Source organism: Shewanella sp. 10N.286.48.B5 (assembly GCF_002874355.2).
Lineage (GTDB): Bacteria > Pseudomonadota > Gammaproteobacteria > Enterobacterales > Shewanellaceae > Shewanella.
The window spans coordinates 127,507-148,827 of the sequence record NZ_MCVG02000001.1 but is presented as its reverse complement, the minus strand read 5'-3'; the positions used below and the strand labels follow the sequence as shown (position 1 = coordinate 148,827).

Annotated in this window: 17 protein-coding genes; 4 read left to right on the top strand and 13 right to left on the bottom strand. The window is 41.9% G+C overall.

Annotation, left to right across the window (positions count from 1 at the left end; translation table 11 throughout):
- Positions 1-160 precede the first annotated feature (160 nt).
- Together dnaJ and dnaK are read right to left on the bottom strand one after the other, a co-directional pair.
- A complete protein-coding gene (dnaJ, locus tag BCU57_RS00680) occupies positions 161-1,291 on the bottom strand; it encodes a molecular chaperone DnaJ (protein ID WP_102437931.1) in 1,131 nt (376 codons plus the stop codon).
- Between the two features lie 88 nt (positions 1,292-1,379).
- Positions 1,380-3,299: a molecular chaperone DnaK gene (gene dnaK, locus BCU57_RS00675; RefSeq protein ID WP_102437933.1), complete on the bottom strand. Its 1,920-nt coding sequence runs from the start codon at positions 3,297-3,299 to the stop codon at positions 1,380-1,382.
- Between the two features lie 290 nt (positions 3,300-3,589).
- Between dnaK and BCU57_RS00670 the strand changes: the two genes are divergently transcribed.
- Positions 3,590-4,513: a DMT family transporter gene (locus BCU57_RS00670; RefSeq protein WP_102437935.1), complete on the top strand. Its 924-nt coding sequence runs from the start codon at positions 3,590-3,592 to the stop codon at positions 4,511-4,513.
- A gap of 140 nt (positions 4,514-4,653) precedes the next feature.
- Positions 4,654-4,989 (top strand): hypothetical protein, encoded by a 336-nt coding sequence (locus tag BCU57_RS00665; protein ID WP_241901041.1) that lies wholly within the window; start codon positions 4,654-4,656, stop codon positions 4,987-4,989.
- A gap of 183 nt (positions 4,990-5,172) precedes the next feature.
- Here BCU57_RS00665 and BCU57_RS00660 read toward each other — a convergent pair whose 3' ends face one another.
- From BCU57_RS00660 to BCU57_RS00645, 4 genes are all read right to left on the bottom strand, one after another.
- Entirely contained in the window at positions 5,173-6,441 is a 1,269-nt protein-coding gene (locus tag BCU57_RS00660; RefSeq protein WP_102437939.1) for a glutamate-5-semialdehyde dehydrogenase, read from the bottom strand.
- A 16-nt stretch (positions 6,442-6,457) separates the two neighbouring features.
- Entirely contained in the window at positions 6,458-7,570 is a 1,113-nt protein-coding gene (gene proB, locus BCU57_RS00655; protein WP_102437941.1) for a glutamate 5-kinase, read from the bottom strand.
- 244 nt (positions 7,571-7,814) lie between these two features.
- Complete coding sequence (locus BCU57_RS00650; RefSeq protein ID WP_076542805.1) at positions 7,815-9,104, bottom strand: NCS2 family permease; 1,290 nt, start codon at positions 9,102-9,104, stop codon at positions 7,815-7,817.
- Positions 9,105-9,934: 830 nt separating this feature from the next.
- On the bottom strand, positions 9,935-11,476 hold the full coding sequence (locus BCU57_RS00645) for a M17 family metallopeptidase (protein ID WP_102437945.1): 1,542 nt from the start codon (positions 11,474-11,476) through the stop codon (positions 9,935-9,937).
- 247 nt (positions 11,477-11,723) lie between these two features.
- Between BCU57_RS00645 and BCU57_RS00640 the strand changes: the two genes are divergently transcribed.
- On the top strand, positions 11,724-13,184 hold the full coding sequence (locus BCU57_RS00640; protein ID WP_102437947.1) for an aminoacyl-histidine dipeptidase: 1,461 nt from the start codon (positions 11,724-11,726) through the stop codon (positions 13,182-13,184).
- Between the two features lie 93 nt (positions 13,185-13,277).
- On the opposite strand, the gene dinB is transcribed toward BCU57_RS00640, so the two are convergent.
- Positions 13,278-14,354: a DNA polymerase IV gene (gene dinB / locus BCU57_RS00635; protein WP_102437949.1), complete on the bottom strand. Its 1,077-nt coding sequence runs from the start codon at positions 14,352-14,354 to the stop codon at positions 13,278-13,280.
- Between the two features lie 283 nt (positions 14,355-14,637).
- Here dinB and BCU57_RS00630 point away from each other — a divergent pair, with 283 nt between their 5' ends.
- Positions 14,638-16,548, top strand: coding sequence for a methyl-accepting chemotaxis protein (locus tag BCU57_RS00630; protein WP_102437951.1), 1,911 nt, complete (start codon positions 14,638-14,640; stop codon positions 16,546-16,548).
- Positions 16,549-16,659: 111 nt separating this feature from the next.
- Here the strand turns inward: BCU57_RS00630 and bfr (BCU57_RS00625) are convergent, their stop codons facing one another.
- From bfr (BCU57_RS00625) to nqrE, 6 genes are all read right to left on the bottom strand, one after another.
- On the bottom strand, positions 16,660-17,127 hold the full coding sequence (gene bfr / locus BCU57_RS00625) for a bacterioferritin (protein ID WP_102437953.1): 468 nt from the start codon (positions 17,125-17,127) through the stop codon (positions 16,660-16,662).
- A 12-nt stretch (positions 17,128-17,139) separates the two neighbouring features.
- The gene (bfr, locus tag BCU57_RS00620; RefSeq protein ID WP_102437955.1) at positions 17,140-17,610 is read right to left on the bottom strand and encodes a bacterioferritin; all 471 of its coding nucleotides are present in this window, start codon (positions 17,608-17,610) and stop codon (positions 17,140-17,142) included.
- 324 nt (positions 17,611-17,934) lie between these two features.
- Positions 17,935-18,156, bottom strand: coding sequence for a (Na+)-NQR maturation NqrM (gene nqrM, locus BCU57_RS00615; protein WP_076542875.1), 222 nt, complete (start codon positions 18,154-18,156; stop codon positions 17,935-17,937).
- A gap of 47 nt (positions 18,157-18,203) precedes the next feature.
- Positions 18,204-19,217 (bottom strand): FAD:protein FMN transferase, encoded by a 1,014-nt coding sequence (locus BCU57_RS00610; RefSeq protein ID WP_102437957.1) that lies wholly within the window; start codon positions 19,215-19,217, stop codon positions 18,204-18,206.
- 201 nt (positions 19,218-19,418) lie between these two features.
- A complete protein-coding gene (gene nqrF, locus BCU57_RS00605) occupies positions 19,419-20,666 on the bottom strand; it encodes an NADH:ubiquinone reductase (Na(+)-transporting) subunit F (protein WP_102437959.1) in 1,248 nt (415 codons plus the stop codon).
- 44 nt (positions 20,667-20,710) lie between these two features.
- Positions 20,711-21,319: an NADH:ubiquinone reductase (Na(+)-transporting) subunit E gene (gene nqrE, locus BCU57_RS00600; RefSeq protein ID WP_076542779.1), complete on the bottom strand. Its 609-nt coding sequence runs from the start codon at positions 21,317-21,319 to the stop codon at positions 20,711-20,713.
- Positions 21,320-21,321 lie beyond the last annotated feature (2 nt).

Below are 21,321 nucleotides of genomic sequence, written 5' to 3'. Positions count from 1 at the left end.
AATGAGATGCAGTCTACCGTACACTGACGTCATTGTCTTAAGCTGTGTTTGTTTAATAGCCTGCAAAGTGCTTTAAAAACTTGCCAATAAAAAAGGCTAATTACTTTGCAGTAATTAACCTTTTAATCGACTCGCTAATAGCTAAATTTAATAAATAAATTTAGCTATTTAAATCGTGAAAAAACTTTTTTACGCCATCAAAGAACCCTTCAGCTTTAGGGCTGTGCTTCTTTGACTCACCGGTTAAGGTCGCTTCAAACTCACGAAGTAGCTCTTTTTGCTTTTCGTTAAGTTTAACTGGTGTTTCCATGACGACTTTACAAAGTAAGTCACCAACGGCGTGGCTGCGAACCGATTTAACACCTTTACCGCGCAAGCGGAACATACGGCCAGTTTGGCTTTCTGCAGGTATTTTCAAATTCACTTTACCATCAAGTGTTGGCACTTCAATCTCGCCACCTAATGCAGCTTTGCTGAATGAAATTGGCACTTCGCAGTAGAGGTTATTACCATCACGAACAAAAATATTATGTTCACGAACGCTCACCTGTACATATAAGTCACCCGGAGGCGCGCCAAACTCACCCGCTTCACCTTCACCGGTTAAGCGAACACGATCGCCAGTATCAACACCAGCTGGTATTTTAACTGATAAGGTTTTGCTCTTTTCAACACGGCCTTCGCCATGACACTTCTTACAAGGATCTTTAATGATCTTGCCGCGGCCATGACAAGTCGGACACGCCTGCTGAACAGCAAAGAAGCCTTGACGCATTTGTACTTGGCCTTGACCATGACAGGTACCACAAGTGGTTGCTGACGAGCCTTTCTTAGCGCCGCTGCCATCACAGCTATCACACGATGCTAAGGTAGGAATACGTAACTCTTTAGTAAGGCCACGAACCGCTTCTTCAAGTGATAAGTCTAAGTTGTAACGTAAGTCACTACCGCGAGCCGCTTGACGTTGTCCACCGCCACGACGACCGCCGCCAAAGATATCGCCAAACACGTCACCAAAGATATCACCGAAATCACCGCCGCCACCTTGACCGCCGCCACGATTAGGATCAACGCCTGCATGACCAAATTGGTCATAAGCCGCTTTCTTATTCGCGTCAGTTAAAATTTCATAAGCTTCTTTAGCTTCTTTAAAGTTAACTTCAGCTTCTTTGTCGCCTGGGTTACGGTCAGGATGATATTTCATCGCTAGACGCTTATAGGCTTTTTTGATTTCTCGTTCACTGGCATCGCGACCGACACTTAGAACTTCGTAATAATCTCGCTTTGACATAATCTCAGTTTTCTCAAGCAGGTATTGTACGAACGGGCGTTAGAGATTTCTCCCAACGCCCGCCTGAAAGTTAACTAACTAATTTAGCTTACTTTTTGTCGTCTTTTACTTCTTCAAACTCAGCATCAACAACGTCATCTTCAGGCTTAGCTTCTTGCGCATCTTGTGCTGGAGCTTCACCTTGTTGCGCTTGTGCTTTCGCTTGAGCGATTTCCATTAACTTAGCAGACGCTTCCATTAATGCTTGAGTCGCTTTATCAATTGCTTCTTTGTCGTTACCTTTAGTTGCGGTATCAACGTCAGCCATTGCTGCTTCAATTTTCTCTTTTTCTTCAGCTGGTAATGCTTCACCCGCTTCTTCGATTTGCTTCTTAGTTGCGTGAACCATGCCATCAGCTTGGTTACGTGCAGTCACTAGCTCTTCGAATTTAGCATCTTCATCAGCGTGAGCTTCTGCATCACGAACCATTTGCTCTACTTCTTCGTCACTTAGACCTGAGTTAGCTTTAATAGTGATGTTTTGCGCTTTACCGGTTTTCTTATCAGTTGCTGATACGTTTAAGATACCATCAGCATCGATGTCGAAAGATACTTCAACTTGTGGCATGCCACGTGGCGCTGGTTCAATACCTTCTAGGTTGAATTGACCTAGAGATTTGTTGTAGCTAGCTTGCTTACGCTCACCTTGAAGTACGTGAATTGTTACTGCACTTTGGTTATCTTCAGCAGTTGAGAACGTTTGACTCGCTTTAGTCGGGATAGTGGTGTTCTTCTCGATAAGCTTAGTCATTACGCTACCCATGGTTTCGATACCAAATGATAGTGGTGTAACGTCAAGTAGCAATACGTCTTTCACGTCGCCAGAAAGTACACCAGCTTGAATTGCTGCGCCTACGGCTACGGCTTCATCTGGGTTAACGTCTTTACGTGGCTCTTTACCGAAGAAGTCAGTTACTGCAGCCTGTACTTTAGGCATACGAGTTTGACCACCAACTAAAATCACTTCGTTGATGTCTGAAACAGATAAGTCTGCATCAGCTAGCGCAACTTTTAATGGCTCTAAAGAACGTTGGATTAAGTCGTCAACTAAAGACTCTAACTTAGCACGAGTGATTTTAACCACTAAATGCTTAGGACCTGTTGCATCAGCAGTGATGTAAGGCAAGTTAACTTCAGTTTGTGTTGTGCTTGAAAGTTCAATTTTCGCTTTTTCTGCAGCTTCTTTAACACGTTGCATTGCTAGCGGGTCGTTACGTAAGTCTAGACCTTGCTCTTTTTTGAACTCGTCAGCTAAGTAGTTAATTAGGCGGTTATCGAAATCTTCACCACCTAAATGAGTATCACCGTTAGTAGCAAGTACTTCGAAAGTTTGGTCACCATCGTTGCTATCAATTTCAATGATAGAGATATCAAAAGTACCACCACCTAAATCGTATACTGCAACAACGTTGTCGCCTTGTTTTTTGTCGATACCGTAAGCTAGTGCAGCAGCAGTTGGCTCGTTGATGATACGTTTAACATCAAGACCAGCAATACGACCAGCATCTTTAGTTGCTTGACGTTGTGAATCATTAAAGTATGCAGGAACAGTAATAACCGCTTCTGTTACTTCTTCACCCAAGAAATCTTCAGCTGTTTTCTTCATCTTTTTCAAGATTTCAGCAGATACTTGTGGTGGTGCCATTTTCTTGCCGTGAGCTTCAACCCATGCGTCACCATTGTCAGTACCAATGATTTTGAAAGGCATGATGTCAACATCACGTTGAACTTCGTCATCTTTAAAACGACGACCGATTAAACGCTTAATCGCGAAAAAAGTATTTGTTGGGTTTGTAACTGCTTGACGCTTAGCAGGTGAGCCTACTAATGTTTCGTCATCGGTATATGCGATGATAGATGCTGTTGTACGTTCGCCTTCAGCATTCTCGATTACGCGAGCAGTACCGCCATCAAGGACAGCCACACAAGAGTTAGTTGTGCCTAAGTCAATACCAATAATTTTGCCCATGAGGATCTCCGAAATATAAAATTTTAATGTAACTAATTTGATTATGTTTGTTGATATGGGGTCAGGAATTGATTTTTCAAGTCCTAATTTTTGCCTCTCATATCAGCCTTACTGCATATATTGGGACAGCTAACTAAAATACAAGGGCTGATAAAAAAAATTATTAAAAATATCTTAAGTAAATATGCCGTGACCTCATTTTGTATATTGCATACAATCTGTCCATACTTGCTTGCTTTGCTAATCCACCCCTTGGATATTATGCATAATTACTATTATTAGGAATGATTTTGTCAAACACTTCTCTTGCCTATGCCTATGGTTTAGTTGCCGTTTTACTTTGGTCGACAGTCGCGACTGCATTTAAAGTCGCGCTAAGTTTTTATACACCCTTACAATTGGTATTTGTTGCAGTGCTCACCTCTATTATTGCATTGAGTGTGATTATCCTATGGCAAAGAAAGCACACATTAATGCTGCGACAATTTAAACGTCGCCCAGGATTTTATTTGCTTAGCGGTATTCTGAATCCGTTTCTTTATTACTTTGTGCTGTTTGAAGCTTACGATTTGCTTCCAGCTCAACAAGCCTTATCCCTTAATTACACTTGGGCGATTTTATTGCCCATTTTAGCTGTCCCTTTGCTGGGTCATAAGCTCACAAAGGTTGATGTCATTGCCGCGCTGATTGCCTATAGCGGCGTTTACATTATCGCAACCGGCGGCAATATCACTGCATTTAACTTTGATAGCCCTAAAGGGATTGCTTTTGTATTAAGCAGTACGGTGATTTGGTGCTTATATTGGGTAACCAATACCAAGGATGACGGCGATGCCACTGTAAGCTTATTACTTAGCTTTTTAATTGGTTTACCTTTAGTGACTATTGCCATGCTAATCCATCAACCCATAAGCGACTTTAGTTGGCAAGCGCTAACTGCTGGAGTGTATGTGGGGCTATTTGAAATGGGTATCACCTTTGTTTTATGGCTTATGGCACTTAAAAGCACCGAGAAAACCTCTAACATCACCACGCTTGTATTTTTAACCCCTGTGCTGTCTGTTGGGTTTATCGCGCTAATCTTAAAAGAGCAAATCGCCAGCAGTACCTATATTGGTCTATGCTTTATTTTAACGGGGTTAATATTGCAAAAGGTAATCCCACAGCTGTTGAGAAAATCCAGTTTAAAGATCAGCCATAAGCATAATAAGTAGCAGTGGTTAAAGCATTTTACGATATTTAAACGATTAAAATTTAAACTTTATTGTCAACATGGCAGTTAGTTGCTATTAATAAGGTGTGCAGTTAATACGGTGTACAAGATACAAAGGATGCTTCAAGGAGGAGATTGGCAATGGGAATGCCGAGATGGAATTTAAGTGACACCACTGAAAATAAAATTCGCAGCTATAGCTTAATGCTTACCGCGGCTATTATGCTTTATGAATATCTCAACGGTGATATCTCAACCCAATACCCCGCCATGTATATATGTATTTTTGTTTTTCCTGCGGTCTACTTCACTAATAGCATACAAGAAAAGTACTTCCCGCTTATCATGGAGTATGTTCAAGCAGCTAGGCTTGTAAGCATATTTATGACGCTGAGCAGCTTTTTGATTTGGTGTTACACCACTTATATACGTTTATCTACTCCTGCGATTTCCAGCCATGGGCTATACCTGCAATAATCCTATAACGGCAATAACCTCTGGCGACAATAACCTCTAGCGGCACATTTCAAAGCTGCTGCTATTTCAGTGCTCAAAAAAACAAAAAAAGCACCGAGGTGCTTTTTAAGTTTTAAGCGCAAATCAAGTCAGTTTGTCACTCACAGCATCGTCAGCTTCAAATCTGGCTTGGGTTAGTTTATTTTAGCTGCGAGAAGTATAATCACCAGTTGCCAACCACTTATAAGTCGTTAGTGCATCAAGAGCCATTGGTCCGCGAGCATGTAGCTTTTGGGTACTGACCGCCACTTCAGCCCCTAAACCAAATTGCGAGCCATCCGTAAAACGGGTGCTGGCATTGACATATACCGCTGCTGAGTCTACTTGATTCATAAAGTGGCAGGTCGCATTAATATCGTCAGATAAAATCGCTTCAGAGTGACCGCTAGAGTGTTGACGAATATGGGTAATTGCTTGGTCAATATCAGTCACAATCTTAACCCCAAGTGTTAATGACAACCACTCAGTACTGAAGGTTTCATCCGTTGCAGGATGAATATCAAACTGACTTGCTGCAAATAACTGCTGCGTTTTTTCACAAGTATAAAAACTCACGCCTAATGCCGACATCTGCGTAAACAAATCTGCTAAAAACTCAGCCGCAACAGCTTCGTGAACCAGTAAGGTATCTAAGGCATTACACACTGTTGGACGCTGCACTTTTGCATTAATGATCACCTCAGCACTGCGAGATAAATCCGCTGATTTATCAAGGTATAAATGACAAATACCAATGCCGCCTAAAATCACCGGAATAGTGGCTTTTTCAGCGCAAAGGCGTTGTAAGGTTTGGCCGCCGCGAGGAATAATCATATCCACATATTGGTCAAGGCGCAGTAAGCCAGTCACTAAGTCGCGATCGGTAGAGTTAATCAGCTGCACAGCATCTTCAGGTAAACCTTGTAATGTCAGCGCTGTGCGGATCACCTCACTTAAAACTTTATTTGAGGTTAAGGTTTCTTTACCGCCACGAAGGATCACTGCATTACCGGTTTTTAGTGCTAGTACGGCAATATCAACAGTGACGTTAGGGCGTGCTTCGTAAATCACCCCAACAACTCCCAGTGGCACTTTGCGTTGAGTTAAACGTAAACCGTTATCTAATAACTGGCTAGCTGATTCACTGCCCACAGGATCGGCAAGATTAATCACATTTTCAATATCAGCAATAATGCCAGCTAATCGCTCGCTATCTAGCAATAATCTATCGATCATCGCATCGGTTAAACCATTGGCTTTTGCTGCCTGCACGTCTTGGTCGTTCGCCGCTAAAATCGCTTCGGTATTTAGCGTTAGTTGCTCGCTAATACAACGAAGCAAAGCGTTTTTGTTTTGGCTCGATAAATTAGCAAGGGCAAAGCTTGCTGCTTTTGCTTGCTTACCTAGCGTGGTTAAATATTGCTGCTGTGACATGTTTTCGTCCTTTAATTTATTCACTATCTAGTACCACCATGTCATTACGATGTATTGCTGCTACGCCGTAATCATAGCCAAGTAATGTTTCAATCTCGTTGGAGTGCTTTCCTGCAATTATCGTTAATGCTTTAGCACAATAACGGCTCATGCCTTTAGCAAGCACGTGACCTGATTTATCGACAATCAACACAGTTGCGCCACGTTCAAATTGCCCTTCTACGCTGACAATCCCTTTAGGCAATAAGCTGCGACCATTTTCAACGACCGCTTTACAGGCGCCATCATCTAATATCAGCCGCCCTTCTGTTGCAGGGCCAGCTAAAATCCATTGTTTTCGGCTTTCAAGGGGATTTTTAGTGACACTAAAATGAGTGCCGACCGATTCTTTACTGACTACTTGTGAAATCACATTAGGCAAATGACCTGAAGCAATGACCACTTCAACACCTGCTCGCCTAGCCACATCGGCCGCTTCTAACTTAGTCGCCATGCCGCCAGTGCCTAAACCTGAAACAGCGCCACCCGCCAACAAGCGTAAGTTATCATCAATATTGACCACTGAAGTAATTAACTTGGCATCGGGGTTATTGCGTGGATCGGCATCAAATAAGCCGATTTGATCAGTCAATAACACTAATAAGTCAGCATCACATAATAATGCGGCCCTAGCTGATAAATTGTCATTGTCGCCCACTTTAATTTCATTGGTGGCAACGGCATCATTTTCATTAATAATCGGAATAATATTATTATCTAACAATGCATTGAGTGTATCTCGAGCATTTAGATAGCGTTCACGATCATGTAAGTCGGCGCGGGTTAACAATAACTGTCCCACGTGCAAACCATAAATACTGAACAGTTCTGACCAAGCTAAAATAAGCTGACTTTGACCCACGGCGGCTAATAATTGTTTATTGGGCATAGTATCGGGCAATACGGGGTATTGCAGATGTTCGCGACCAGCCGCTATTGCGCCAGATGTGCACAATACAACTTCAATACCTGAACGCACAAGCACAGACATTTGTCTGGCCAGTTCCACCATATGTGCTTTATCGAGCTTGTTACTGCCCGAAGTTAAGACACTGGTACCTAATTTTACGACGACCCGCTTGTAAGTCATGACTGCCTTTTCAAACTCAAAAATATTGACTGAAATATTTTTATACCTAATTCAGCGAATAATTCATAGTAAAGCCCATAATTGAGTAAACAAATACTATATTTATTTGTTATACAGCATAAAAAAGGGCTATGCATTGCATAACCCTTAACAAAAATCACTAATTTATCATTGCTGCTTAATTACAGCTTGATAACCCACACATGAGCTTACTCAGCAGGTGTTATGGCGAGCAAAGCCAAGGTTAACCCCAAATAAACTTAGCTAAAAATAGTGCCGCAATAAACAAGATACCAAGATTTAACTCTTTAAAACGGCCAGTAAGTAGTTTAATCACCGCATAAGAGATAAAACCAAACCCTATGGCATTAGCAATTGAAAAGGTTAATGGCATCAATAAACACACAATGACCACAGGCGCCGCTTCTGTTAAGTCTTCCCACTCAACATTGACTAAGCCAGACATCATCAAAATCGCCACATAAAACAAGGCGCCACTGGTAGCATAAGCGGGTACCATGCCGGCAAGTGGGGCAAAAAATAATGCAGCAATAAACAACAAACCGACGACAACAGCGGTTAAGCCAGTACGGCCACCGGCGCTAACGCCTGCCGTGCTTTCAATATAACTAGTGGTCGTTGATGTTCCTAACGTCGCCCCTGCGATGGTGGCTAAGCTGTCTGCACTTAAGGCGCGTTTCACTCTTGGTAAACGCCCTTGTTCATCTAAAAATCCGCCACGCTGCGCGACTGCAACCAAGGTGCCTGAGGTATCAAATAAATCCACAAACAAGAAGGCAAATATCACTGAAATCATACTGATTTCAAGCACTGCGGATAAATCCATTTTCATGAATGTCGGTGCTATCGATGGTGGCATCGACATAACGCCGTTATAACTCACTTCACCAGCTAACAATGCAATGGCTGTGACAATGAAAATACTTAATATCACCGCCGCTTTGTAGCCACGCTGTACCATAGCAATGATCAAGAAAAACCCCACCGCAGCCATCACAGCTGAGAATGAAGTGATATCCCCCATAGTGACTAATGTTGCCGGACTTGCCACCACAATACCGGCGCTTTTAAGGCCAATAAAGGCCAAGAACAAACCGATACCCGCGGCAATACCTAATCGCAGACTCATTGGAATACTGTTAACTATCCATTCTCTAATTTTCACCAAAGATAAAATTAAGAAACAAATACCAGACATAAATACTGCGCCAAGTGCAGTTTCCCAGCTATAGCCCATTTCGCCGACAACGGTATAAGTGAAGAAAGCATTAAGCCCCATACCCGGCGCTAATGCGATGGGGTAATTGGCCACTAAGCCCATCACTAAACAGCCCACTGCCGCGGCTAAACAAGTGGCCACAAACACTGCACCATGATCCATGCCGGCATCAGCTAACATCATAGGGTTAACAAAAATAATGTAAGCCATGGTGAGAAAGGTAGTGAGACCCGCGACAACTTCTTGTTTTAAATTCGTTTGATTATCTTTGAGTTTAAACAGTTTCTCTAACATGAAGCCTTGTTCCTTGAAAAGGGGGTGTAATTGGCTGCTATAGCCGCTACTGGCTAATTACAGTCAAAATCAGAGGTGAATTAATTCGTTCGGATTATAGGTACTTATAAGGTTTATAGCCATGTTAGATAACTAAACACTTATATTCGTATGAAAGACAATTTAACTCAATGAAAAGCCAGTGGTTGATAAATTTCAGGCAAAAAAAATGCCTACTCAAAAGAGTAGGCAGACAAGTTAAAAGTTTTCCGTATGGGGAGAGGAAAACTGCATCACAATTAAGTGATAAAACTTAAAAAGTAAATTGGCAATAGAGAACCAATTTACTTGTTGTCTAAAACCGCCCAAAGGCGACAGAAAAAAGGGTTGATACGGTAAATCAATGAATAAGGAGGGTTAGCCCTTAAACGTCATGGCATAAATGCCAAAAGACAGAACAGCTGGATTTAACCAAGTGCCTTGTCCATAAATAGTATAGCTGTCTGTAGAAGACATAATCATACTCCAAATAAAGTTGCGAAAACCTAGTCTTGCTTGGCTCGGTTCCTTGGAACAAACTTTTCTCAATCCATTGAGACAACTCATCACTCGATTCCTTGGAGACTATATCCATCCTGGATTAACTAGAATTGGAAAGCACCGTCGCTGTCCAACGAGAGGAATAATACCAAAGTGTAATTTTATTACAAGTATTTATTTAATTATTTTATATTTCAATCAAAAAATGAAATAAAAGCACACTTGTATGACAAATTAAGAATTTAGAGTTCTCATTAGTAAACAATCAACCACTAAATAGCACAATATATAGTGGTTGAGCAAAAAACAAACTACACATTGCCGCCCAAAACGCTTTGTAATAAAGTTACCAAAGGCGAGGCTGTGGGTTTCCCATACAAACTATGGCCTTCTGTGGCACTACCGGCAATATCAAGATGCGCAAAAGGCAATGGCATGGCAGAGCCTGTGCCATGTTGGCCCAAGCCTGAAGCATTAATTAAAAATGCTGCGGGATATTGATGGCCTCTGGCAGTAATGGCAGAAGGGCCGTTATTAGATGACAATAACTCCCCTTGGCCAGAGATATTATGTACCTTGGCAAAATCATCATGACGCAAGCTAGATAACTCAAATGGTTCGCCCCATTGCTCAGCAATGCCAGCTAGGGTGTGACCCATACCAGCTTGTTGTGCCACTTTGTTCTCGACTAGTGCGGTATAGCCGCCATAACAGCGCACCACATGGCCGGTTAAGGTTGCCACAGAAAATAGTTGCGGCTTAATTGCTGTCATTGCCTGAAGTCTTAAGTGAGATAATAAGTCTGCCAGCACTAAGCGCCCTTCGGCATCAGTATTACCAATACGCACTCTAACACCGCCATGACTGGTAATGATTTCATCAGGAACAAAGGCATCGCTGCCAATACTGTTTCGCACCAAACCTAACTCTGCTATCACTCTAATGCCTTTGGGCTTTAAGATAGATAAGGTTTTCATTAAGCCTGCCACCGCTGCAGCGCCGCCTTTATCTCGGCTCATACCCGCCATGCCACCGGCGACTTTAATATCTGCGCCGCCAGTATCGTAAATAACTCCTTTACCAGCAAACAAGTAGGTGCGATCAATGGCGCCCTCTGCCACATATTCCAGTTTAACCACGCGAGGTTGATGCCGAGGCACATTAAATGAGGCTCTCCCTACTGCGCAAAGCAGCGGGTAATCGCGCTCTAACTCTTCACGTTCTTCAATGACTCTGATTGCTAAACCACTGTCTTTTAGCGCCTCAACGCAATAATCAGCAAATGCTGGCGCCGCCATTCTTTCTGGCTCAGTGCCGCATAGATCCCTTGCCAAAATCTTACCGGCTTCGACAGCATTGAGCAGGCCACTGCAATTGTCGCTGCCAAGCAAACCAATGGCGCTAAATGCTGGGGTAATTGCTGTGGCTTCTCGCAGCTCCAGTGATTGCCATAGTTCCTGACCACAGGCAAGTGCAGCAACCTGTTTAGCAAATTGATAGCGCTTATCTTGGCTGGTTTCTACCACCAACAGCGGTTGTTTTGCTCCCGCAGCCTTAGCAATAACAATGCCTTCTCTAGCTGCTTTGGCAAACACACTCACATCACTGTATTCATTAGTGGCATTAACAACTGGGGCGACAATCAGTCTGCCACCCGCAAGTCCGGGCGCCAGTAACAATGTTGCCGACTGACCAATGCGCTGATCGATTTGTTTCGCATGCTTGGCGAGTATTTTTATTTCATCTTGGGCAATGGCGGCTAAATCGGTGGCGACTACCACTACGGCGTCCCAGCCATGGCCTTCAAAAATGGCTTGATCATTTGCTACATCAACGATATTGACTTGAAACATGGGGCATCCTTTTTAAATAGATTGTTATTATTGCTTGCTAATCAGTAATTTCAGGTGCTGAATCACAAATCATAACGACCAATGGTGGTTAAAGTATTTAAGCTTAGCTTTACGATAGAGTTAAAATATATTTACAAAAATTAATTTAACCCAGCCTCTCTACTTGCTCTAGGTCACTACTTAGTAACGACAATATGGTAAACTTCAGCGCATCTATTCCCACATTCATAGCATTTAGGGAGTCTTCGTGACCGCCATTAATCAATTATATCCCCAGCCATTATGGCAATGGTTTGAACAAATTTGTGCGATTCCGCATCCATCCAAGTTTGAACAAGCACTTAGTGAACATATCCAGCAATGGGCTAAATCGAAAGGTTTGCCTGTCGTCGAAGATAAAGTCGGTAACTTGATCATTAAAAAGCCAGCGTATGCTGGAATGGAAGAACGCAAGACTGTGGTATTACAAGCCCACATTGATATGGTTCCACAAAAAAATGCCGATAAAGTGCATGATTTTGAAAAAGATCCTATTGAAGCCTATGTAGATGGCGAATGGCTAAAAGCCAAGGGCACCACCTTAGGTGCTGATAACGGTATTGGTATGGCTTCAGCGTTAGCAATTCTTGGCGCTGACGACATTAAACATGGTCCATTAGAAGTGCTGCTTACCATTGATGAAGAAGCGGGCATGACTGGCGCTTTCGGCCTTGAAGCAGGTTACCTTGATGCTGATATTTTAATTAATACTGACTCAGAGCAAGAAGGCGAAATCTACATGGGTTGCGCTGGCGGTGTTGATGCACAGCTAAGCGTTCCTATGTCATGGCAAGCACCTGAGCAAAGCAATGCCAGCTTTAGCTTAACCCTTTCAGGTTTAAAGGGCGGCCATTCAGGCGTCAACATTCATTTAGGTCGCGGCAATGCCAATAAATTATTAGCCCGTTTCTTATTTAGTTATGGTGATGATTTACAAATTGAATTAGTTAACTTCACTGGCGGCTCTTTACGTAATGCTATCCCCCGTGAAGCTAGCATCAACTTTATGCTGCCAAGCGAAAATAAAGCCAAGCTTGAGCAAGCCATTGCTCAATATCAAGCGATTGTTCGTGAAGAGCTGGCAATTGCTGACCCTGACATGTTGCTAACACTTGCAACCATTGACGCTCCAGCAAAAGTCATGAGTGAAGATGCGCAAAATACCTTAATCGATTTACTGCACGCCTGCCCTAACGGCGTAATGCGTATGAGCGATGAAGTTGAAGGTGTGACTGAAACATCGCTTAACGTCGGAGTGATTAACACTGACAACGAATCTGTTGAAGTGCTATGTCTTATCCGCTCATTGATTGACTCAGGCCGAGTGCAAATTGAAACGCAATTAACGGCATTAGCAAACCTTTCAGGTGCTAGCATTGATCTATCAGGCGCTTACCCTGGTTGGAAGCCTGATAATAGCTCACCAGTGATGGCCATTGTCCGTGAAACGTATAATGATATTTATAAGAAAGACCCGACGATTATGGTTATCCATGCCGGTCTTGAATGTGGACTATTTAAAGAACCATACCCAACCATGGATATGGTCTCTATTGGCCCAACCATTCGTTTCCCACATAGCCCTGACGAAATGGTGAACATCACCACTGTTGGCCAATATTGGGAACTACTGCTTGCGGTACTAGAGCGTATTCCAGCAAAAGGCTGAGCTTTAACTCGCTATTAAATTACGCGCTTAATAAAAAGGCTGCTCTATTCTTGATATAAGAAAAGGCAGCCTTTTTGTTCCTAGCGATAATCACTAGAACTGCAAATCTAATTGCTCGCTATTATCATCTGTAACCACTTCTGGCTGGCTATTATCAGCTAAACCAACACTGACACCGATTAATCTTATACCTCGGCCATTGGCCCGCTCTAGTGCTTGAGTTAACAATGTCTGGAATAAGTTAAGCGACATTTCATCACTGCGATGCTCAATGGTAGTTTGCTTGAAATCGTTAAATTTAAGTTTTACTACCTGTTTATGAATTTGCCGGTCTTTAGCACTGCGATGCACCCGGCTAATAAGCTCTTGGATTAACTGCGGCATGACATTGCTGCATTGCTCTATAGTAAAAATATCTTGGGCTAAGGTGGTCTCAACCCCAACCGACTTTCTGATACGATTTGGGCTTATTTGACGTGTATCGATACCTTGAGTGCGCTCAATTAACACGCGGCCAAATTTACCAAAACCGCTGATGAGCTTGTCACTCGGGTAGCGCTGCACGTCTTCACAGGTTTCAAGCCCGAGCGCTGCAAGCTTAGCCGAGGTTACTTTTCCCACCCCAGGGATTTTACTTAAGGATAATGATTTTATAAACGAAGGGATCTCAGCAGGCGTGATCACATATTGACCATTAGGCTTATTTAAGTCAGAAGCTATTTTAGCTAAAAACTTAATCGGTGCGACTCCCGCGGAAGCAGTAAGCCCGGTTACCGTAAAGATTTCAGCTCTGATCTGCTCAGCAATTAAGGTGGCGCTACCTTTACATGCATCACAATCAGTAACATCAAGATACGCCTCGTCCAATGATAACGGCTCAACTAATTCTGTATAACGATGGAATATTTCACGGATTTGCAGCGAAACCGCTTTGTAAACCTCCATCCTGCCTGGCACCAATATCAAATCTGGGCAGAGTTTTAATGCCTGATAACTCGACATAGCAGAACGAACGCCATATTTACGCGCCTCATAACTACAGGTACTGATAACACCACGGCGATCGCTGCGCCCACCTACAGCAATAGGTTTACCACGCAATTGTGGAAAATCACGCATTTCAACTGCGGCATAATAGCAATCCATATCAATGTGGATAATTTTACGCATGGCGTTTTCATAAAGAAGTCACTGAATGACATCATGATACTGTATATAAAAACAGTGTTCAAATTAAACCTTTATCACCAGTCGCGTTGAAAGCTTCAAATTACAAAATAGCGCTAATTTGCAATACAAATAAATAACAGCAAGAACACTAAACATCAGACGACACAAAAACAAAATCAACATTGCATGATACAAATCACTAACTTTTTTATGATCTTAGGGTATATTTTAATTTATAAGCAGGTACAATCAAACAAAAAATAATAATACAATTAGGTGAGTTATGAACAAGTTTGGCTTTAAAGCGAGTTTACTATTTGCGATAACAATTCTATTAGCTTTCGCCTTGATCATTAGCGGGCTGGTCACTCACCAATTATTAAAACAACAAATAACAGACAAGCTGACAACCGACATCCACCACCAAATAAAAACCAAAGTCAGTGAAATAGAAAACTCATTTAATCGCACCACTTCCGCGGTAACTGAACTCGCGAGTCTATACCGTCATAACAATGTGGATGCCGGCCATGTCGCCATGACTCAATACACAGCGAAATTAGGTGGCATCTCTAAAGTCATTATGGGGTTTGATGATGGCCAATCCTTTGCTTCTATTGCTTCAGAGTCTTTTCCTGACGGCGTCGGTGTAGTCGATAAATATGATCCCCGCACTCGTCCTTGGTACCAAAACGGCAAACAAAAAAATACCTTGTCCCTCAGCGAAGTGTTTTTTACCCGTACAGACGGTATACCTATGGTCGGGGTTATGCACCCAATTGATGGCGGGATCATCATGGCGGATTTACGTTTTGACTACTTGCAACTGCAACTACAAGCATTAGCAGATATTGAAGGTGCCACTGGCTTTATTATTGATAAAAATGGCTTAGTGTTAGCCTCTAATTCAGCCTTAACTAATCAAAAAGACAATATCAGCAGCAATAGCCAACTAAGCGAGATCTATCAAAGTATTCTCGGTCAGGATAGCTCATGGGCGCTCAGTGATATAAATGACGTTAGCACGATTATTGCTAGTCAAAAAATCCCTTTAATTGATAACAACCAATGGTATGTGATTGTCACCCTCGATGAAGCAACAGCTTTCGCACCGCTTGTTAATGCCACATTAAAACTCAGCGGCATCATATTATTGGTACTTGGCTTATCTGTTGTGGCGTTATTAATACTACTGAATAAGCTCTATCAACCGATTAATGAACTACGTGACTTAGTCACTGGCTTATCTCAAGGTAATGGTGATTTAACCCGTCGTTTGGAAGTCAAAAATGATGACGATATCGGAAAAATTTCCCTCGGAATTAACGCCTTTATTTCACAACTACAAACCATGTTGTTAGCCATCAATAAATCGACAATTAAATTATCTACCGGTATTGATAAGCTGCAGCACTATAGCCAAAACAGCGAACAAATTTTGACAGCCCATACCAATGAAACAACCCAAATTGTGACCGCCATTGAAGAGCTATCAAATACCGCTGTCACTGTGGTTGAGAATACCGAAACCGCAGCCAAGCATACTAATGAGGCTAATATTACTGGCGAGCAATCACTGAAGACCATTAACTTAACCCAAGTGGGTATCCAAGGTTTAGCTGCTGAAATCCATCAAACTGCTGGTAATGTCGAGCACATGAATAATGAAACCAGCAGTATTCAAAGCATTGTTGATGTGATTGGGAGTATTGCAGAGCAAACCAACCTGTTAGCGCTTAATGCCTCGATTGAAGCTGCAAGGGCCGGAGAGCAAGGGCGTGGTTTTGCTGTGGTTGCAGATGAAGTGCGCGCCCTTGCCAGTCGCACCCAAACAAGTACCAGTGAAATTGAAATCGCGCTGGCAAAATTAAAAGCTGAAGCCACTGCGGTGGTGGCGGCCATTGGCAGTACTGAACGAGCCTGCTCAGACACGGTTACTGAGGTCAGTAATACTTCTGATAATTTACAAACCATGAGTACTATTGTTGCTCAAATCAATGCCCTCAATAGCCAGATATCCACTTCAGCAAATGAGCAAAATATTGTTATTCAGGAAATTAATCGAAGCATGCACCAAATTCACGATATGGTTGAAACCTTAAATGATGAAGGCATTATGCAGCGAAATGAAACGGATAATATTGCCACAATCAATGTGGAGCTAACCAATATGATTAATCAGTTCAAACTATAGCGTTACCAATTTATAACGCTTAAAAATCCCATAAAAAAAGCCTAACTCAGTTAGGCTTTTGTTTTGTAGCAAACTCAATGATTACATTTTGTTTTGAAGCAAACTCAATGATTACATTTTGGTTTGCAGATAATTTTGTAAACCAACGCGATCAATTAATCGAATTTGTTTTTCTAACCAATACATGTGATCAGATTCAGTATCATCAAGTAGTACTTCTAAGATTTCACGGGTTTGGAAGTCGCCTTTTACTTCGCATAAAGCGATGACTTCACGTAAATGATCAGCAACTTGATATTCGTAGCTCAAGTCATTTTTAAGCATCTCTTCTACGTCTTTACCGATGTTTAATGCTTCACGACTTGCAACATCTGGCGTGCCTTCCAAGAAAAGAATGCGCTGAACTAACTTAGCAGCATGGGCTTTTTCGTCATCTGACTCATGTAAGATGCGCGTATAAAGCTCATCAAATCCCCAATCTTCGTACATGTGTGCATGTACAAAGTATTGATCCATCGCTGACAACTCACCGGTTAATAATGCATTTAAAGCTGCAATAACTTCTGGATTACCTTTCATGATAATGTCCTATTAATCTTTAATTTGTGATTGAAGATAGTTCTGAATACCGGTTTGGTTAATCAGCTCTTTTTGGGTTTCAATCCAGTCTAGATGCTCTTCTTCATCTTCAAGTAAATCTTCTAATAAATCACGAGTAACGTAATCGCGCTCTGTTTCACAAAGCTTAATCGCCTCTCGTAAAACGACCAACTGCTCGACTACCGCTTGCTGATCACAATCAAACATTTCTTCGCAATGCTCACCAATGCGTAACTTGTGTAATTGTTGAAGGTTAGGTAAACCTTCCAAAAACAATACCCGCTCAATTAACTTGTCTGCATGTTTCATATCTTGAATAGATTTTTTATATTCTTTCTCATTGAGGTTTTCGAGTCCCCAATGCTTGAACATACGCGCGTGAAGAAAATATTGATTAATGGCAGTGAGCTCACATGTCAGTACACGATTAAGCTGACTAATTACTTTTGGATGGCCTTTCATGATTTAGTCCTTAAATGCTAGATTGATCTGGATCAATTTCGACCAGCATAGTACATGTGACTTCAAAAAACAATTCCCCTTTATTATCATAAACTTAGTCATTGATAACTATTATCATTATAACTTAGGTTCTTATCTCGCTTCAGCATTTTCACGTTTGAATATTTCTTAATAGAATCACATCTCTAGCTAATTCTGCTGGTTTTTAATAGTGACAATAATCACACTAGTAAGGGTAAATGTTAGCTGTAATTAGTTTTGTAAATTTTGTAACAGTCGTAAAAAAGCCCACTTGAAAGTGGGCTTAAAGTTAATGCTGGCGCACTAGATAATCCGGTTTTGATTCAGTTTTGCTTCTCTTTCAGCTTCAGCCATGCGGCGTTTGCGTTTATCGCATGGGTCATCACAATCACAAGCTTTCTCAATACCCAAAACACCTAAACCACCACAACTGCCTTCAACCGCCTTGCGCTTCACGATATAGCCCACGGACATTAATAAAAAAAATAATAACAACACCACAAATGCTGCGATAAAAGTACTCATCATATTCTCCAAGCTAAATTGGTCATCAAATAAATCTTTAAATGCCATTAACGAATGTAAGGTGCAAACGACTCACTATAAAATACGTCATAATTATCGTCGTCTTTTTCAATCAGCATAACTGGCAGTTTCTCACGCTCAGCTAACGCTAAAGACTCTTCCGTACCTAATACCATCATTGCAGTTGCATAAGCGTCTGCAGTCATACTACTAGGGTGCAAAACGGTTACTGACGCTAACTTATGCTTTATTGGATAACCGCTTCTAGGGTCAATTAAATGCGAAAAGCGCTCGCCGTTTTCTTCATAATAAATTCTGTAATCGCCAGATGTCGCTAGCGCCATATTACCAGGCTCTATCACCTGTTGAATAGCCGCCCCTTGGCTCGAAGGTTTCTCAACTGCAACACGCCATGGGCTGCCGTCATTTTTAACACCTTTAACGCTAATCTCACCACCAATTTCCACTAAGTATCCCTCTACTTGGTATTTATTGAGTAGTGCAGCAATTTTATCGACACCATAGCCTTTAGCAAGGGAAGATAAATCAATGTAGAGATCAGGGCTTAACTTGGTGACAGTTAAATCTTTGACACTAAAACCATGAATATCCGATTTAGCTTTCATCTCGGCAATCGTTTCAGCGCTTGGGATCGCTGTTGGGCGCTTATCAGGACCAAAGCCCCATAGGTTAACTAATGGCCCTAAGGTAATATCCAGCGCGCCTTGAGTCGTGTCGTAAAGGCGTAAGCCTTCATTTAAAACCTTGGCTGTATCCGCTGAAACTTTCAGGCGTTGATTAACACCTAGCTGGTTAAAACGTGATAGTTCTGACTTCGGTCTGTAAGTGGACATTTGATCATTAACTAACTCAAGAGCGATATCAATTTCAGCTTGTAGTAGTTGAGTGGTTGGCAGGCGCTCATTACGTACCACTTTTATATGATAAGTGGTCCCCATGGTATTGCCTGACAGTGACACTATCTTATCTTCAGTTCCACAGCCGACTAAAATCAACAAACCAAAAAATACTGCCAGCGTCTTCATCGAAATTTTTATCATGTAAATGTTCAAATTCTCAATTTTTATATGGTTAATGTTTAAATCATTCTTAGCTAAAGCAACAGTGGCTAAAGCAACAACGACTAAACTACAAAGTCCCTAAAATAAAAATTGCAGCTAGCTTAACAATGGTGACCACCGTGTCAGCTAGCTGCAATTTATGACGTTCAATGTCTTTTGCAAAGGGTTAGCAGTTAGTCACTAACCACCAAAGTCATCGAGTAAGATGTTTTCATCTTCAACGCCTAAGTCTTTAAGCATACCAATTACCGCAGCATTCATCATTGGAGGTCCACACATGTAGAACTCACAATCTTCTGGTGCGTCATGGTCACGTAAGTAGTTTTCGTACAATACGTTATGAATAAAGCCTGTGTAGCCATCCCAGTTATCTTCCGCTTGCGGATCAGATAACGCAACATGCCACTTAAAGTTTTCATTCTCAGCCGCTAAGCCATCGAAATCTTCTACGTAGAACATTTCACGCTTAGAACGAGCACCATACCAAAAACTCATCTTACGTTTAGACTGTAAACGCTTAAGTTGGTCAAAGATATGTGAACGCATTGGCGCCATACCTGCACCACCACCGACAAACACCATTTCAGCATCGGTATCTTTAGCAAAGAACTCACCAAATGGACCAGAAATCGTTACTTTGTCACCTTCTTTGAGGCTCCAAATAAACGATGACATCTTACCGCAAGGTAAAGTTAAGTTTCTTGGCGGCGGCGTAGCGATACGCACGTTCAACATGATGATGCCAAACTCTTCTGGGTAGTTAGCCATTGAGTATGCACGAATAGTTTCTTCATCAACCTTAGATTCTAAGTTGAAGAAACCAAAGTGTTCCCAGTCGCCACGGTATTGCGCTGGTACATCAAAGTCAGCATATTTAACGTGGTGAGCTGGGGCTTCAATTTGAATATAGCCACCCGCGCGGAACGGCACAGACTCACCATCAGGGATTTGCAGCTTAAGCTCTTTAATGAACGTCGCTTTGTTATCGTTAGAGATAACTTCACATTCCCATTTTTTGATGCCGAAAATCTCTTCATCAAGTTCGATTTCCATGTCAGTTTTAACGTTAACCTGACAGGCTAAACGACAACCTTGACGTGCTTCACCTTTGCTTATGTGATCAAGTTCAGTAGGCAGAATATCACCACCACCAGACTTAATGTTTACCCGACACTGACCACATGAGCCACCGCCACCACAAGCACTTGAAACGAAAATACCATTGTTAGCTAGTGCGCCGAGCAGCTTGCTACCAGCACCGGTTTTAATTGCTTTTTCGCTATCATCATTAATTGAGATAGTGATATCACCACTGGCTACTAGTTTAGATTTAGCAAATAAAATCACTAATACTAAAACCAGTACAATCGCGGTAAACATACTCACACCTAGATAAACATCTATCGGAGTAGCTTTAAGAATATCCATTAACTTATCCTTTAAGGTTCAAATTAATACGTCGTACGGGTGTCTTAAAGAGACACACCTGAGAACGACATGAAACCTAGCGCCATTAAGCCAGAAGTGATAAAGGTAATACCTAAACCACGTAGCCCTTTAGGCACATCAGAATACTTCATTTTCTCACGTAGACCGGCAAGCAATACAATTGCTAATGCCCAACCAACACCTGAGCCGATACCGAATACCAAGCTCTCGCCAAGGTTATAATCACGCTCAACCATGAATGAAACCGCACCAAAAATTGCACAGTTAACCGTGATCAATGGTAAGAAAATACCTAATGCGTTGTACAAAGGTGGAAAGTACTTATCTAATGCCATTTCCAGAATCTGTACTAATGCAGCAATAACACCAATAAAGGTAATGAACTTCAAGAAGCTCAAATCTGCATCAGGTACACCGGCCCAAGCTAATGCGCCAGGAGCCAGTAAACCTTGATAGATGATTTGGTTAACAGGCACTGAAATTGCCAGTACCACAATTACCGCAACACCTAGACCCATAGCAGTGGTGACTTTCTTTGATACCGCCAAGAAAGTACACATACCGAGGAAGAAGGCTAACGCCATGTTCTCAATGAAAATCGAACGAATTAACAGACTAATATAATGTTCCATTG